Source organism: Pandoraea sp. ISTKB (assembly GCF_001721285.1).
GTDB lineage: Bacteria > Pseudomonadota > Gammaproteobacteria > Burkholderiales > Burkholderiaceae > Pandoraea > Pandoraea capi.
This window is the reverse complement of sequence record NZ_MAOS01000001.1, coordinates 529,329-545,170: the sequence shown is the minus strand read 5'-3', so window position 1 is coordinate 545,170 and position 15,842 is coordinate 529,329. Positions and strand designations below refer to the sequence as shown.

The 15,842-nt window shown below is 64.1% G+C and carries 15 protein-coding genes; 9 read left to right on the top strand and 6 right to left on the bottom strand.

Annotated elements, in window-relative coordinates; all coding sequences use genetic code 11:
• Positions 1–5 precede the first annotated feature (5 nt).
• From A9762_RS02460 to A9762_RS02450, 3 genes are all read right to left on the bottom strand, one after another.
• On the bottom strand, positions 6–602 hold the full coding sequence (locus A9762_RS02460; RefSeq protein ID WP_069340412.1) for a LysE family translocator: 597 nt from the start codon (positions 600–602) through the stop codon (positions 6–8).
• A gap of 244 nt (positions 603–846) precedes the next feature.
• Positions 847–1,284: a nuclear transport factor 2 family protein gene (locus A9762_RS02455; protein WP_069340411.1), complete on the bottom strand. Its 438-nt coding sequence runs from the start codon at positions 1,282–1,284 to the stop codon at positions 847–849.
• A gap of 124 nt (positions 1,285–1,408) precedes the next feature.
• Positions 1,409–2,056 carry a chalcone isomerase family protein gene (locus A9762_RS02450; RefSeq protein ID WP_069340410.1) on the bottom strand — a complete coding sequence of 216 codons (648 nt, stop codon included), beginning with the start codon at positions 2,054–2,056 and terminating at the stop codon, positions 1,409–1,411.
• A 686-nt stretch (positions 2,057–2,742) separates the two neighbouring features.
• Between A9762_RS02450 and A9762_RS02445 the strand changes: the two genes are divergently transcribed.
• From A9762_RS02445 to A9762_RS02435, 3 genes are all read left to right on the top strand, one after another.
• On the top strand, positions 2,743–3,615 hold the full coding sequence (locus tag A9762_RS02445; RefSeq protein WP_170836165.1) for a ferritin-like domain-containing protein: 873 nt from the start codon (positions 2,743–2,745) through the stop codon (positions 3,613–3,615).
• Between the two features lie 303 nt (positions 3,616–3,918).
• Complete coding sequence (gene rfaE2, locus A9762_RS02440; protein WP_069340482.1) at positions 3,919–4,422, top strand: D-glycero-beta-D-manno-heptose 1-phosphate adenylyltransferase; 504 nt, start codon at positions 3,919–3,921, stop codon at positions 4,420–4,422.
• Complete coding sequence (locus A9762_RS02435; RefSeq protein ID WP_069340408.1) at positions 4,419–5,426, top strand: asparaginase; 1,008 nt, start codon at positions 4,419–4,421, stop codon at positions 5,424–5,426. The genes rfaE2 and A9762_RS02435 overlap by 4 nt, the downstream gene beginning before the upstream one ends.
• Before the next feature lie 200 nt (positions 5,427–5,626).
• On the opposite strand, the gene A9762_RS02430 is transcribed toward A9762_RS02435, so the two are convergent.
• The 3 genes from A9762_RS02430 to A9762_RS02420 form a co-directional block, all read right to left on the bottom strand.
• Complete coding sequence (locus tag A9762_RS02430) at positions 5,627–6,493, bottom strand: SPOR domain-containing protein (RefSeq protein ID WP_069340407.1); 867 nt, start codon at positions 6,491–6,493, stop codon at positions 5,627–5,629.
• A gap of 1 nt (position 6,494) precedes the next feature.
• Positions 6,495–7,544, bottom strand: a complete 1,050-nt coding sequence (locus tag A9762_RS27915) for a type III pantothenate kinase (protein ID WP_371442385.1) — start codon at positions 7,542–7,544, stop codon at positions 6,495–6,497.
• 164 nt (positions 7,545–7,708) lie between these two features.
• A complete protein-coding gene (locus tag A9762_RS02420) occupies positions 7,709–8,746 on the bottom strand; it encodes a biotin--[acetyl-CoA-carboxylase] ligase (RefSeq protein WP_170836158.1) in 1,038 nt (345 codons plus the stop codon).
• A gap of 229 nt (positions 8,747–8,975) precedes the next feature.
• On the opposite strand from A9762_RS02420, the gene A9762_RS02415 reads away from it, so the two are divergent.
• The 6 genes from A9762_RS02415 to A9762_RS02390 all read left to right on the top strand — a co-directional run bounded on the left by A9762_RS02415 (position 8,976) and on the right by A9762_RS02390 (position 15,782).
• A complete protein-coding gene (locus A9762_RS02415) occupies positions 8,976–10,097 on the top strand; it encodes an ABC transporter permease (protein WP_069340405.1) in 1,122 nt (373 codons plus the stop codon).
• A complete protein-coding gene (locus A9762_RS02410; protein ID WP_240493414.1) occupies positions 10,097–11,047 on the top strand; it encodes an ABC transporter ATP-binding protein in 951 nt (316 codons plus the stop codon). Before A9762_RS02415 ends, A9762_RS02410 begins: the two co-directional genes overlap by 1 nt.
• Positions 11,037–12,005, top strand: coding sequence for an MlaD family protein (locus A9762_RS02405; protein ID WP_069340404.1), 969 nt, complete (start codon positions 11,037–11,039; stop codon positions 12,003–12,005). Before A9762_RS02410 ends, A9762_RS02405 begins: the two co-directional genes overlap by 11 nt.
• 80 nt (positions 12,006–12,085) lie before the next feature.
• On the top strand, positions 12,086–12,886 hold the full coding sequence (locus A9762_RS02400; protein ID WP_240493413.1) for an ABC-type transport auxiliary lipoprotein family protein: 801 nt from the start codon (positions 12,086–12,088) through the stop codon (positions 12,884–12,886).
• A 15-nt stretch (positions 12,887–12,901) separates the two neighbouring features.
• On the top strand, positions 12,902–14,074 hold the full coding sequence (locus A9762_RS02395) for a VanZ family protein (RefSeq protein ID WP_069340402.1): 1,173 nt from the start codon (positions 12,902–12,904) through the stop codon (positions 14,072–14,074).
• 166 nt (positions 14,075–14,240) lie between these two features.
• Positions 14,241–15,782 carry an MFS transporter gene (locus tag A9762_RS02390; RefSeq protein ID WP_069340401.1) on the top strand — a complete coding sequence of 514 codons (1,542 nt, stop codon included), beginning with the start codon at positions 14,241–14,243 and terminating at the stop codon, positions 15,780–15,782.
• Positions 15,783–15,842 lie beyond the last annotated feature (60 nt).

The following is a 15,842-nucleotide window of genomic DNA, read 5'->3' as shown; positions in this document are numbered from 1 at the left end:
TACCGTCATCCCGCCGCCACCAGATACGCGGCGCTTGCCGCCAGCAGGGCGGCCATCCCCCGATTGAGATAACGCATGCGCTTCGCGTCGCGCATGTGATGCTGTAGCATCGCGCCCGCCGCAGCCCAGCAACCGACCGACAACCAGCACACGACAAAGTAGATCGCCGCGAATTGCCAGATGCGTGCGGGGTCGCCGCCGGTGTACGCCCCCATACCGGCCAGTGCCGCGAGCCAGGCCTTCGGGTTTAGCCACTGCATGACGGCGCCGCGCGACATCGTGGGGCCACGCGGCGTTTGCCGGTCATCGGGAGAGGCGAGTTCGCCGTCGTCGACCGCCAGCTTGTAGGCCATGTACAGCAGGAACGCCACGCCGAACCATTGGATCGCGTGCATCAGTATCGGCATGCGTTGCAGCAGTTCATAGACGCCGAAACCGACCGCGACGAGTAACACCACGAAGCCGACCGTCGCCCCGGTCACATGACGCAGACTCGGCATGAGGCCGTAACGCGCCCCCGAGCCGAGCGCGACGACGTTGACCGGCCCGGGGGTAATGGAAGCCGCCAGCGCGAAGGCGGCCATCGAATAGAAAAGGGTCATCGGAATCCTCGTGGCAGGCACGTCCGCAAGATTGCGGGGAGTGCGAGGCGCCAACGGTAAGCGGACTCGCGCGTCGCGTATTGAAGAAAACTGCCCTTTGCGGGCCGCGACAGGATGGCGAGACGCTGGCAGCTACCCGACGCTTTCCGTGGGCGCGGCGTGTCGTGCGGTCCTGGTGTGCGCTGAGGTGGCAGGAACGACGATGGGCGAGATGGGCGAGGCGGTCGATTGCCGGCGTCGTGGCTCAGAGAAACAACCGGTGACGAAGCCAGCGGATCAAGCGTCCAAGGAAGGGAAGCTTCAGGTAGAGGTCTTCCGTGGCGTCCCAATAGTCGCGTTGATAGGCGACGCGGCCGTCCACGGCGAGGCGCAGGTGCGAGGCGCCGTGAATGATCTGCTCGTCATCGAGCCAACGTTTGGCATGGAAGTGGAGATTCCAGACGAGCAGCGCCTGATTGTGCTGCAAGAGTTGCGCCGTCACCTCGACGCGCGGCACTTCGAGGCGCTCGAACATGCGGGTGAGGAGTCCGGCCACTTCGGCGGCGCTACGCACTTCGTGAAGCGGCGTCTTGACATAGACGTTCGGCGTGTAGAACTCGCCCAGATTGCCGATGCTCTGGCGCGTGAGCGTTTCGAAGTAGTGCGTGAGGCGCGTGAGGGCCGCTGTGTGGTCGATGTCCATCGATGCATAGATCCCATAGATGCACAGGCACGCGGATCCGACACCGCGCCGGCTGGCCGGCACGGATCGGCAGGGAAGGTGCCACCATTTCGTCGGGCTTGCCTGACGGGCACCTCCGGTTCGCTCAGCGCGCGTCGCTGATCAGCTCCGCGCGCAAGTCGGGGGCGCTGGTACGCGGGTCCAGCCAGATGGCGAAGAACGCGCGACCGAAGGCGTCGCCCGCGATCTGGCCGATGAGCTTGCCGTCAGAGAAGAAGCGTGTGCCGTCACCCGGCCGGAATACTCCCGTGAGGTGCTGTCCCGCCGACACGTCCGGCAGAATGCGGGCGAGTTCGTCGGCCCAGCGCTGTCGTTCCTCGTCCGTACCCACTTGCAGCTTGCTCATCTCGATCAGACTGCGCTGCACGAGCGTGTGCGACTTGAAGCTACGCGCGTAGCGTACGTCGAGCACGAGCGGATGCGCGCTCCAGTTCGCGTTGATACGCTCGGCGCCGGAGAAGAGCGACGCGTCGTAAAGATGGAAGCCCAGTCGCGAGAACGACCCCTGACCGACCAGATGGGCGGCCGGAATCTCTTGCGTGGCCAGTTGGCCGACGTCGAATGCGTATGCGCCTGGGGCCGTCGCCACCGCCATCAGAAGACAGGCGGTACGTAGCCATGCGGCAAAGTCGGGGCGCAATGTGACGCGTGACGTGATGTGTGCCGCAACGTGCGTCGGCGGTGTCACGCATGCCTGATTCGCCCGGTCTGCCCGGTGTGCTCGAAGTGCCATGCTCGGCTCCTTATCGGACAAGGATCCAGTCGAGTCGGTAGGCCCGTTGGCGGCGCTCGGCTCGTTCTGCCGTGGCACCTGCCCATCATGCATGTTGCGTAATTGCGACTGAGAACTATCCTCAAAGCGGGTGGCCCGCTGCCGGACGAGGCATCGCAAATGCGGAACGATTGCTTTCTAGCGTAGACCATCGGACGCTGCCCGCGCAGGCCCGTGGCACAAGGACATACCCTGACGCACCGCCGTGGGGCGTCCGTCGAAAGACGTGCCGGACGAAGGACTGGCGGGGCACCGGAGCGTGTTCGGTGACGTGTGCGGAAAAACCTGTCGCGCTCTGAGCTTAGGGGCTTTCCGTGACAATTTGACAGGCGTCAAAATTACGACGCATTACCGTCACGTGAGTGTCAAACGTCACGGTAATGAAGGGGAATTATGTTATGATTCAAGAGTTTGCCCATATTTTAGTAGGGTCGCTCTAAGCCATATCGCCAGGATGCGGCCAGATAACAGGCGTGAAATCGCCGTCCTTATGCGACGGCAGGGTTCAAGACGTGGAACCGGACGGCGGGGGCCGACCGTGACACGCTCACCGTTTTGTCTGTCGAAATTCGGCGTAAACTTTCACAATACTATCTTGAGTCCTGGTGTAAGGTCTCGCGACCTTGGGGGTAATTGAAATGACCGAAATGCTGTATCCCGAACTGTACAAGTCGCTGGAGGCAGTGCGTTGGAACATGGAAAGCGATATTCCGTGGGACAAGTTCGACGCGAGCCAACTCACCGACGATCAGGCGCGCACCATCAAGATGAATGCCATCACGGAATGGGCCGCACTGCCGGCGACCGAGATGTTCCTGCGCGACAACCGTGACGACAGCGATTTCTCCGCCTTCATGAGCGTGTGGTTCTTCGAAGAGCAGAAGCATTCGCTGGTGCTGATGGAGTACCTGCGCCGCTTCCGCCCGGACCTCGTGCCGACCGAAGCGGAACTGCACGCCGTGCGTTTCCCGTTCGATCCGGCCCCGCCGCTCGAGACGCTGATGCTGCACTTCTGCGGCGAGATCCGTCTGAACCACTGGTACCGCCGTGCTGCCGAGTGGCACACCGAGCCGGTCATCAAGCATATCTACGAAGTCATCTCGCGCGATGAAGCCCGTCATGGCGGCGCTTATCTGCGTTACATGAAGAAGGCGCTGACGAACTTCGGCGACAACGCACGTGCGGCATTCGCGAAGATCGGTGTGTTGATGGCTGCGGCGCGTCGTACCGAAAAGCCGCTGCACCCGACCAACCTGCACGTGAACAAGGATCTGTTCCCGAACGACACGGTGCAGTCGCGTCTGCCGGAGCCGGAGTGGCTCGAACACTGGCTCGACGAGCAGATCAAGTTCGACGACAGCTGGGAAAAGAAGGTGGTCGAGCGCATTCTGCACAACATGTCGCTGCTGTTCGAGCGCACGTTTGCGACGGCGCAGGACCTGAACCGCTATCGCAAGGAAATCACGGTTCGCCTGGCGGCAGTGGCTGCACCGGCACCGGCCGTGGCAGCGTCGGCATAAGGCGGCATAAGTCGGCATTCGCCGGTCGCACGATGGTGCGGTCATCGCAAAAAAGGGGCTTCGGCCCCTTTTTTGTTGCGCCGACGCATGACGATGCGGGCGGTGAGTCCTGGCGGAGAGGCCTCATCGCGATATCCGGTGGACTGCGAGATCGTGCCGATGATGCTCCCACCATCGGCTTGTCGCGCGATGGCGCCACTGCTGCGGATTCGTTCTCCGGACCTCGTGTCGTGGGACAATAGCGGCCATCGGCGCGTCAGCAGCGATCAGCAGCGAATCGCGCACTTACTTCGATCGATCGTCATGTCATCTTCCCAAGTCATTCCTGCGGCCGATTTTGAGGCCAAAATTCTCTCGCGCGAAGCGCTGGCAGCGTTGGCGCCCACATTGCCCCGCCCGCTCGTGTTCACCAACGGCGTGTTCGACATCCTGCATCGTGGTCACGTGACCTATCTTGCGCAGGCGCGCGCGCTGGGGGCATGCCTTGTCGTCGCCGTGAACACGGACGCCTCCGTGCGAACGCTCGGCAAGGGCGACGACCGTCCGATCAACAACGAGAACGACCGTGCGGCGTTGCTCGCTGCACTGCAAAGCGTCGACTACGTGGTGACGTTCGGCGAATCCACGCCCGAAGCGCTGATCGCGGCGGTGCGTCCCGACATCCTCGTCAAGGGCGGCGATTACGACATGGACAAGCTGCCGGAGTCCGCGCTGGTGCGCGGCTGGGGCGGCAAGGCGCTGGCCATTCCGTTCGAACATCAGCGCTCGACGACGTCGCTGCTCAAGAAAGTGCGAGCCCAATCATGACGCTCGCACCGCTCGTTGAAGTCACGCGTGGCGCGAACGGCGTCGATACGGTCGAGTGCGTGCATTACGGCTCGGTCGCCGTCGTCGACGCCGAGGGACGCCTTCGATATGCCGCCGGTGATCCGTCGTTCCTCACGTTCTCGCGCTCCACGCTCAAGCCGTTTCAGGCGTTGCCGTTCGTGGAAGGCGATGGCGTCGCTCACTTCGGGCTGACGCAACCGGAGCTGGCGTTGCTGTGCGCGAGCCACTCGGGGGAATCGTTTCACGTCGACGGCGTGAAAAGCCTGCTGAGCAAGGCCGGATGCGATGAGCATCACCTGCAATGCGGATGCCACGTGCCGACGTTCTATTCGGCCACCGGCAAGCGCGCACCTGCGGACCTGAAGCCAACGTCCTTGCATCACAACTGTTCGGGCAAGCACGCGGGTTTTCTCGCCTATTGCGCACAGCACGACCTGCCACTCGATACCTATCTCGATCCGACGCATCCGTTGCAGCGGAAGATTCGCGCACGCGTGGGCGATGTCGTGGGTGTCGATGGCGATGCGCTGCCGCTCGGGATCGACGGTTGCTCCGCCCCGAATTACGCGTTGCCGCTCGACAAGCTGGCTGCCGCGTATGCACGCCTTGCCGCCAGCGACGACGCAGCGCTCTCGACGCTCTTTGCTGCGATGACGCAGCAGCCCGAAATGGTCTCAGGCACCGCGCGTAACGATCTCGCGTTCATGCGCATGGCTCCCGGCGACTGGGTAGCGAAGATCGGTGCGGACGGTGTGCAAACCATCGGTGTGCGCTCCGCCGGACTGGGGATCGCGATCAAGGTCGTCGACGGCAACATGCGTGCGCTCTACACCGCTGCGGTTGCCGTGCTCAAGGCGCTGGGGCTGGTGGACGCGCCCGAGGAAACCGGCCTCGCCCCGTGGGTGGCCCCGGTGGTGAAGAACGCACGTGGTACGCAAACGGGCGTGGTGCGACCGGTGGTGGCGCTCAAACGCGTTGCTTAATGCGGTGGTAGCGCGGCTCTTGATAGGGGCGCCAACAAGCGCTCCCGATGGGGCCGCGAATCAGACCGTTCGCGACGCCGGTCATTAGCCCATGAATGGACCTGTTAATGGACCCGTCAATGAACTCGTTAATGGACTCATTAATGGACCCGTCAATAAGTCTATTAATGAGTCGGTGGATGCGTCTGTCAATGAGACCGCTAATGGATTCCGGCCGGCGGGCTACCTGCCGGTGACGGGCACGCCTTGACCAACTGTGCCGACCATTGTTGGGTAACAACGCCACGAACCTGCGTGACGGCATTGGCATTGATGCCGGCAATGCGATAAACGATCCGGCTTTTGGCGTTCGGCCTCTCGCTCAACTGCGGCGTGAGGCCTTTCTTTTGTGCTGCGGCCATCAGACGCGTCGCACGGTCCTTGTCGTTGAACAGTCCGAGCGAGACGACCAGCGTGGAGCCTTCGTCGTTCACCAGGAAATACTCGGTCACGCCCGCCGAACGCAATGCCGCCACCTGCTTGTCGGCAGCCGCTTTGTTCGGCACCGGATCCAGATGCACCCAGTAGCGCTTGTCGACGGCGATGGACTGGATGTCGCCCTGACCGGCGGGCAATCCGGCCAGCAACAAACCGCGCGCCTGCTGCGCATCGCTGGCAGCAAAGGGGCCGACGTCGAGGCAACTCGATGCTGCGGCTGCCGCTGTGGCTTGCGACGCGCCCGATTCGCCTGACACTGCTGCCGGTGCCGTAGCGGCGAGGGCCTGACTCGCGGCGGCGGCGGTGGCTGACACCGATGAGGCGGGCGCATCACTGCCATCGCTGCCATCGTTTGCGCCGCTCGCACCGCCCGGTGCGTCGGCGGCATTGGTGGCTCCGCTGGCTGGCGTGGGGCTGCTGATTTCCACGCCCGTGAGGCGAACGTGGGTGGGGTCGAGTTGTGTCGTGATGCGCGTCGGTTCCCGGCCGGTCTCCGGCAGCACGTCGCGCCACTTCAGCCAGCCAAGTTGCACGGCGGCGAATGCCGCATTGGCTGCGAGAAACATGACGAGCAACAACGCACGCAACATCTCAGACTCCCCTTCGTGCAGGTTCGGCGGCGCGAGATGCGCCCGCCGGCGTATCGGTCGGTGTGGCATTCGCCGCAGCGGTGCCAGTCGTCGCCGAGGTGGTGGATTGCGCGTCGCGAAGCGCCACTTCGTACAAACCGGCCGGCACAAGTTGATCGTGTTCGGTAAAGGGCAAGGTCAGCGTTTGCGCCAGCGCATGGCGCGCACCTCCCGACAGCACACAACGCACCGGTGCGCCGAGTTGCGCTTCCAGTTGCGCGTGGCTCCGCTCGACGAGGCCGGCCTGAGCGGCGGCACACCCGCGCAAAATCGCTTCCGTCGTGCTGCGCGCGAATGCCTGTCCGCCGGACGGCATGGTCGCGTCGAGCGTTGGGAGCTGCGCGGTGCCCTGCGCGAGCGATTGCAGCATCAGTGCCGGTCCCGGTGCGATCAGTCCGCCAAGATACTCGCCATTGCCTTGCAACGCTTCGACGGTCGTCGCGGTACCCAGCGTCACGATCAGCAGATGCTCGCCGGGCCATGCGGCATGAGCGCCGATCAAGCTGGCCCAGCGATCGCTCCCAAGCTGTGTCGGGACACGATAACCGTTGCGCACACCGGCGCGTGATTCGCCCGCGCGCAGGACTTTCAGCCAGTCGGCGGACGCCATGCCCCAGAGCGTCTGCAATGTCATGCGCACCGCTTGTTCGGCAGCGTCGCCCGCCACGTTCGTCAGCCAGACCCCAGCCGGTTCGGGGCAGACGAATCCGTCTTCCTGCCCGCCCTGCCCGATGGCCAACGGTGCCATGTTGGGGGCGAAGTGCCGGTCGCTGTGTGTGCCGGGGGCGTCTGGTGCAGCCGATGCATCCGAGGCGAGGGATGCGTCAGCCGTGTCGGCAGCCCCGGTACCGAGCGCTGACCAGCCCGCCCGAATTTGCGTAGCGAGGGTTCGCCATTCGGCGTGGTCCACCGCGCCGCTGGCGAGAAAGGCGGGGGATGCCGCCTGCCAATGGGCAGGGCGCGCCGCAGGCGCCAGCGCCCATTTGATCCGGCTGTTGCCTGCGTCGACCAGTAGCCACGGCGCGGGGTGAGTGTCTTCCGGGCGCTCTGCGACACCTGCGGTAGCCTTCGTCGCCTCAGCCACTGGAGCTACCTTTGACGCGGCGGCCATGTCGGCCTTGCGTGCCGATGTGGTGCGCTCGGGAGATGTCGACGAATTCCGCCGCGACGCGCTCATCAGCGGGCTCCCCGGGTGTCCGTCGTGTCTCGTGCCGACGACGCGTCGAGCAGGCGCACCGATACTTCACCGCTGGCGATCGTGCGTTCGCCTTCGTTGGTCGCCACGCGCAAACAACCCTGTGAGTCGACGCCGAGCGCCATACCGTGCAACACGTCGCGGCCATGTTCGATTACGCGGATCGACGCGCCGCCGTAGGCATGCATCGCCTCCCAGTCTTCGCGGAAAGCCCCGAATCCCTGCGCAGCAAAGCGCTCGAGCATGGCAGCGAGTCGCTGCACCAACGCGGTGAGAACGGATGACATGTCCGGGTCCACCAGCACCGATTCGAGGGCGGCCGGTGGGGTGGGCGGAACGGCGGTCGTCGTCGGCGTGCTCGCGCCGGATGCGGCGGGTGCTGCTGATGCTACGTTTGCCGCTGCCGTGGCATCGTCGATACGCGACGCCACGTCGCCTGCCTGTCGCAGATTCACGCCGATGCCGATGACGACACCGATGCGGCCCGGCCCGGCGGGTACCGTCTCGATCAGAATGCCCGCGAGCTTGCCGCCGCGCAGCAGGACGTCGTTGGGCCACTTGAGACCCAACGCCTGCGGTGCCGACAACGGCAGATCCGACAGGCCCTCGACGACGGCGACGCCGGTCGCGAGCGACAACCCCGCCAATTCGGCCGGGCCGCCGGGCATTACATAGGCCAGGGAAAACGTCAGGCTGTCGCCCGGCAGGCTCTGCCATGCCCGGCCGCGCTGCCCGCGTCCGGCCGTTTGCTGGAGCGCGGCGCGCACGATGGGCGCACACGCGGCGTCTTCCCGAAGGCGAGCGAGAAGATCGAGATTCGTGGAACCCGTGGTATCGACGACTTCGATCTGCCAGCCTCGACAAGAGGCCGCCAGACGCGACCGGATGCGCGCGCCGTCGAGCTGACGGGCGGGCGTATGCGTCGATGGCGTCAAGCCCGCGCTGGCCGGACGTTCCGACGAGTCGGAATCCGGTGCGCGGTGCGGAACGTCAGGCGGGAAAGGTGCGGCGTTATTCATGGCTGCTATTGTAGCGGCGAGGCCGGGCCTGCGCCGCGCTGACCTGCGTCGAAGCCCGTATTTCGGCATCATCCGAGGCATGCGTCGGACAATTCCGGCTTGTTTTCAGGCCGCGCCGGGTTGCCATCGACCGGTCGCGCCTGTACCGTACAATGACCGCGTTTTGCTGCGCGTCTTGTATGGATTCATGCCGGATTCCGGCGGTTTTGTTGTCAGGAGAACCACCGTTTTGAACCTCGATGCCGTGCCCACTCTGGAGCTGACCCACTCGGCGCAAGGCCCAGTCGTCATGCTGCGTGGCCTGTGGACGGCGCTGGCGCTCTCGCAACGCAAGAAGACGTTGCTGGGGCTGGTCCATGCGTTGCCGCGCGGCGAGCTGGCGTGGGACCTCACCTGCGTCGAGCGGCTGGATCACGTGGGAGCGCAGGCGTTGTGGCGTTACTGGCAGCGCAAGTACCCCTCACGCGTCGCGCTCACCCCGACTCAACGGGCACTGTTCGATCACCTCGCCGAATTCGACCGCACGCGTCAGAGTCCGGTGCCTACGCGCCGTGTCGATCCGATCAGCCGTCTGGGCTACTCGTTGTTCACCCTCGGCGAACATTTGCGTGACGGCATCACCATGTTCGGCCGTTTCGTGATCGATCTGGGCCGGGTCGTGCGCCATCCGGCGCGTGCGCCGTGGCTGGAAATGTCCGCGAACATATACAGTGCCGGTGCAAAGGCACTCGGTATTACGGCGATGGTGGCGTTCCTCATCGGCATCGTGCTGTCCTATCTGTCCGCGCAGCAACTGAAGCTGTATGGCGCCAGCACGTTCATCGTCAACATTCTGGGGCTTTCGGTGATTCGCGAACTGGGCCCGGTGCTTTCCGCGATTCTCGTGGCCGGGCGATCCGGATCAGCGATCACCGCGCAACTCGGCGTGATGCGGGTGACCGAAGAACTCGACGCGATGCGGGTCATGGATATCCCGCACGGATTGCGGCTCGTGTTGCCAAAAGTCATTGCGCTGGCGATCGCCATGCCGCTGCTCGTCATGTGGACGAACATCATTGCGCTGCTCGGCGGGGCGTTGGCGGCGAAGTACGAGCTCGGCATCGGTCTGCATTACTTCTTCACTACGCTGCCCAACGCCGTTCGCATCGCGAACCTGTGGATCGGTCTGGGCAAGGGCGTTGTTTTCGGCATGCTGATTGCGCTCGTGGCGTGCCACTTCGGCATGCGCGTCAAACCGAACACACAGAGTCTTGGCGAAGGCACCACGCAGTCGGTGGTCACCTCGATCACGGTGGTGATTCTGGCGGATGCCGTTTTCGCGATTCTGTTCCGCAACGTGGGGATCGGCTGATGAGCGACGCTCTCGTACGCGATCCGTCCAAGCGACCCGACGCACCCGGGTCACGCGATGCCCCTGTCGCGCGAGGCGACGACGTGCTGTTCGGCGCGTCCGCCGGATGTCCGCCGGTCTCGTCGACATTGCCGGGCGACGCGCAGCCCGTGATCGAAGTGCGCAACCTCACCAAGCGCTACGGCACGCACACGATTCACGAACATCTGGATCTCACGGTGCGCCAGAGCGAGATCATTGCGCTGGTCGGTGGCTCGGGCTCCGGGAAGACGACGTTGATCCGGCAGGTCATCGGGCTTGAAGCGCCGACCAGCGGACATATCAGCATCTTCGGTCATGACATCACGATGATCGACCGGCGTACCGCGCACTTGCTGCGTCGTCGCTCGGGCATGTTGTTCCAGCGTGGCGCGTTGTTCTCGGCGATGACGGTATTCGACAACATTGCGCAGCCGTTACGTGAGCTGCACACGTTATCAGAGGATCTGATCCGCGATGTCGTGATGTACAAGCTCGAGATGGTCGGGTTGTCGGGGCGTATGGCGAATCGCATGCCGTCCGAGTTGTCGGGCGGGATGATCAAGCGCGTCGGGATCGCGCGTGCCATTGCGCTGGAGCCGGAGTTGCTCTTTCTCGACGAGCCGACCGCCGGTCTCGACCCGCAGGCGTCCGACGAATTCGTCGACATGATTCGCGGCCTGCATCGCTCGCTCGGCCTGACTGTGGTGATGGTCACGCACGATCTCGATACGGTGATGATGCTTGCCACGCGCGTGGCTGTGCTGGCCGATCGCAAAGTGCTCGTGAACGCCCCGGTCGAAGACGTGGTGTGTGTCGATCACCCGTTTATCCACAGCTTCTTCCTCGGTGAGCGCGGTAGACGCGCACTGCTGGCTTTGCCCGCAGCACGGCGCGCCAAGATTTCGGAGTTACTCGACGATGGAAAATAAATCGCACGCTTTCATGGCGGGCCTCTTCACGCTGGCATTGCTCGCGGCGGTGGCCGCCGCGGTGTACTGGTTCAATCGCGACAACCGTGTGCGGGTGCCTTACGACCTGGTGTCCAGCACCAACGTGACGGGGCTGAACCCAGAGTCGGCCGTACGGTATCGCGGTCTGGGGGTGGGCAAGGTCGAGTCGATCAAGTTCGATCCGCGCAAGCCCGGTCAGATTCTCATCCGCATTCTCGTGAACGAAGGCACGCCGATGACCAAATCGACGTTCGCCACGCTGAGTTATCAGGGCGTGACGGGGCTCGCATTCGTGCAGCTCGACGACGACGGGCATGACCGGACGTTGTTGCCGTCGTCCGAGGCGCAGGTCGCACAGTTGCGTCTGCGCCCGAGTTTCGTCGACGAACTCCAGCGACGCGGCAATAACCTCGTGCATCAACTCGAAGAGGCGACGTCGTCGGTCAACAAGTTGCTCGCACCGGAGAACCGCGAGGCCATTCTCGAGTCGATCAATAGCGTGAAGATGGCGGCGCAAAGCGTGAATCGCGTGGCGACACAGTTGGAGCCGGTCACGAAGCAACTGCCTGAAACCGTGCGCGAACTGAACGGCACGCTGTCGGGCGCGCATCGACTGACGAACCAGTTGACCGATCCGCAGGGGCCGCTCGTGCGTAACCTCGATAGCGTGGGGCGCGCGGCAGATCAGGCGGCGTCGAGTCTCGCTGCCTTCCAGGGCACGATGCAGACGTTCGAGGGCTCGCTGCAACAGGAAGCCTTGCCGCGTCTGAACCGTCTCTCCGACGATCTGCGCTTTACCTCGCAGGCCGTGGGGCAGGCAGCTGAAACGATCAACCGCAATCCGCGCGCGCTGCTGTTCGGCACGTCGCCGCCACCGCCCGGCCCGGGTGAGGCAGGCTTTGCATGGCCAAACGGCGCGAACGGGGCTGCGCAATGAGGCAGACAATGCGGCGGACCATGCGGCGCGTCGTGATGTGGGGCATGGGGTGCGACACCGGCATGCAAAGGGATATCGAGATGACAGAACCGACCGGACGAGGTAAGGACATGCGAGTGACGAACATGGCTGCGAGGGTCTGCATCGCGTTTGGCGTCGTCACGCTGGTGGCTGGGTGTGCGGCTCCCGCGCCGTCGGGTTCATTGGCCCGTTTCGACCTCGGCCCGCCGGTGATCCCTGCCTCCGCCGTGGCTGGCGCCAGCGCGAACGGCGTGAATGCCACGAATGGTGTGGCCGCACCGGCATCCGATGTCGCTGCCGCCGCTGCGAATGCACCTCGCCAGTCGCCGCTCAAGGTCGTGGTCAATGCGCCGAGCTGGCTCGACTCCGACATGATCTATTACCGTCTGCCCGCGAGCGAAGGCGATCAGGCGCGCGTTTATGCGAACAGTCGCTGGCTGGCGTCGCCCGCCCGACTGTTTGGCGATCGGCTGCGGGCCGCGTTGTCCGTCGACCGGGCAGTGCTTGCTGCGGGGGATCCGGCGGCGGCGCCTGCGCTGCGTGTCGAGATCGAGGAGTTCGCGCAATACTTCGACAGCACGTCGGCAAGTCATGGCGTCGTGCAGGTGCGCGCGACGTTGTTCGATGGACCGAAGCTGCTCGCACAGACCACGCTGCGCGCACAAGCCCCTGCGGCCACGGCCGATGCCAGCGGCGGTGCGCGTGCCCTCGCGACGGCCAGCGATGCCGTGCAGACGCAATTGATCCAGTGGCTGGCCGGACGTGTGCCGTCACCCTCCGCGACGACACGGGCCCCTGCGCAGTCGCGCGCGGTGCCCGCAGCATCATCGTCGGTCGCGCCAGCGGCGCCGTCGCGATAGCCGGTCGTCTCGCCGATGCCCGAGCAAGACGTCAAACCCTGGCAACGACGCGCCTCTCCCCTTACGCGTCAGGCATTGCTGTGCCTGATTTTGCTGATCGCCTACGCGAGTCTCTATCCGTTCGAGTTTCAGCGTGCGGCGGTTGGCCCGTTCGACTATCTGTTCGCGCCACTTCCCCGGTGGATGACGATGTTCGATGTCGTCACCAACGTGCTGGGCTACATTCCGCTGGGCATGCTGACCGTGCTTGCCCTGCATCCGGCGTGGCGGGGCACGCGGGCCGTGCTCGCAGCGTTTCTCCTCGGGACGCTGCTCTCGTGCGGCATGGAGGCGCTGCAAACGTATTTGCCTACGCGTGTCGCGTCCAATGTCGATCTCGCCACGAACGCGCTCGGTGCGCTCATCGGCGGTGCGATTGCCGTGCCGTTGACCAGCCCGTTACTCGATCGTGGATGGCTTCGGCATTTGCGCTTCGCGTGGTTCGAGCGTCACGCCAGTGTCCTGCTGGTATTGCTCGCGCTCTGGCCGTGGGCGCAGGCATATCCGCAGCAATTCCTCTTTGGCGATGGCGATCTCGTGCGCCAGATCTGGCTCTGGCAGGACCCTGACGTCACGGATCTGGTGCTCGACTGGGTACCGAAGCTCGGGCAATTGCAGGACTATCTGTCAGAGCTCGACGCCGTGGCGAGTCACGCCTTGTGGGAGACCGTGGTGACGGCCAGCGGCACGATACTGGCGGGGATGCTCGCCACGCTGGCGATGCGTCGGACGGCGCCGCGTGTGCCGCTGCTCTGCGCGATGTTCGTCAGCGCATTCGCGATCAAGGCGATCGCTTCCGCGTGGCAGTTCTCGCCGGCGCAGGCGTTCGACTGGGTGACGGCCGGGGCGATCTACGGCGTGGTCATCGGTGCGCTGGTCCTGAGCGTCGCCGGACGCGGACCGCGCGCGTTGCGAGGCGCCGTCGCGCTGGCGGCGCTCATCGTGCTGCTCGTCTTCGTCAACCTCCTGCCCGCGAATCCGTACTACGAGGCGGCGCTTCAGTCGTGGCGTCAGGGGCAGTACGTTCACTTCAACGTGTTGGCGCGCTGGCTGGCATGGACATGGCCGTACCTGGTCCTGATCTATCTGCTCGCGATGTTCGACCCGAGCCATCGTGGTCCCGCACGCACTGTGGGCAAACAGCGCTGAGCCATCGCGCATTGTTTCCAATTTGGAAATAGCGTATTGGCCGTCAGCCCATTGGTGAGACGCTCCGTAAATTCTAAACTCTCATGTAAGGCACGCTGATACTTGGTGTGCCACGACCGCCCGGCATCGACAGGCAGATCCCGGGCGGTTTTCATTGGGAGAGAAGATGAGTACCTGGGGATTGGCGTTTGCGCACAAGACACGGCAGCGCGTGCTGATGGCCGTGATCGCGGCGGCCACGGGCATCGAAATGCTGGAGAACGGCATGTTCGTGTTCGCGTCGTCGCATATCGCGGGCGGCGTTGGCGCGGCGCCGGAAGAGTATGCGTTCGTCTCCACGCTCTACGCCGTCGCAGGCATTCTCGTCATCCTCAAGCAACGCTGGCTCGCGTCGCGCCTGGGCTATCGCACATTCCTGGCCGGCGCGCTCACGCTCATGGCGTTCGGCGCATGGCTGTGCGGCATGGCGCACAACCCGATGCAACTTGCCGTCGCCCGCTTCGTGCTCGGGCTGGGCGCGGGATCGCTGTTCACGGCCAGCCGCATTCTCATCAACCTCTGCTTTGCTCCCGAATTGCGGCTGCGTGCGCTGCTCTTTTTCACCTACGGTTTCTTCGGCGGACAGATTTCCGCACCGCTGCTCGCGAGCTATCTCGTCGATCACTTCCTGTGGTCGTCGGTGTTCTTCGCGGTCGTGCCGATTGCGCTCGCCGGTGCCGTCGCCTCGTGGCTGTTCATCCCCGATTTTCGCGAACGTCTGCGCGACGAAGGCGAGTTCGAAATGCGCGGCATCGTGTTCTTCGCCGCTGGCGTGCTGTTCGTCGAGGTGATGATGCAGCGCTCGCGCTTCGACTTCTTCTCCAATCCGTTGCATCTGCTCGAACTGTGCCTCGTCGGGGCGATCTGTGCGATCGGCTATATGTGGCATCAATACTCGCATCACAAGCCACTGATCGATTTTCGCGTGCTGGTGCGCAACCCCGTCTATGTGCTCGGACTGGGGGGATACGCCGTGTATTACTTCTTCTCGTATTCGACGTCGTATCTGTTCCCGATCTACATGCAGCAGGGGTTGCAATGGAGTGTCGAGCACACCGGGTATCTGCAAGCGGTCGCGTCGGTGACGAGTCTGGTCGTTGCAGTGATCTACACGCTGGCACGTCCGAAGTTCGTACAACTCAAGCCGTTCGTGCTGCTGGGTTACCTGTGCCTGCTCGGATATGCGTTCCTGCTCTCGCAAAGCTATCAGGGGGTGTCGAGCCAGTGGCTGATTGTGCCGATGGTGCTGAGCGGTCTCGGGGGCGTGTTCGCCATGATTCCGATTGCCGAACTGACGTTTCGCGGTATGGACGAATACGTCTTCCAGCATGGGTATCAGACGAAGAACATCGTGCGTCAGCTGGTGAGTTCGATGTCGGTGTCGGTGATGGCCGTGCTGATGCAGGATCGTCAGGCCGTGTTCATGCATCAACTCACACCCGCGATGACGCCGCTCAATCCGGCTTACAACGCGGCTGTCTCGCAGGCGCAGCAGACGTTTTCGGCGAGCGTCGATCCGGCGACGGCGGCGCATATGGCGTCGGCCTGGGTGGGGAGCCTCGCCTCGCAGCAGGCGCTGGTGCTCTCCTGCGTGAACGTGTTCTTCGGGTTTGCGTGCCTCGCGGCCTTCTGCGCCGTGTTCATGGCGGTGCAGCGGCGTTTGCGCTGAGGTGTAGCGCGGCTCTGGTGTCCCGGAATCCGCATTTCCACGTTCCCGTCGTGTCATGCC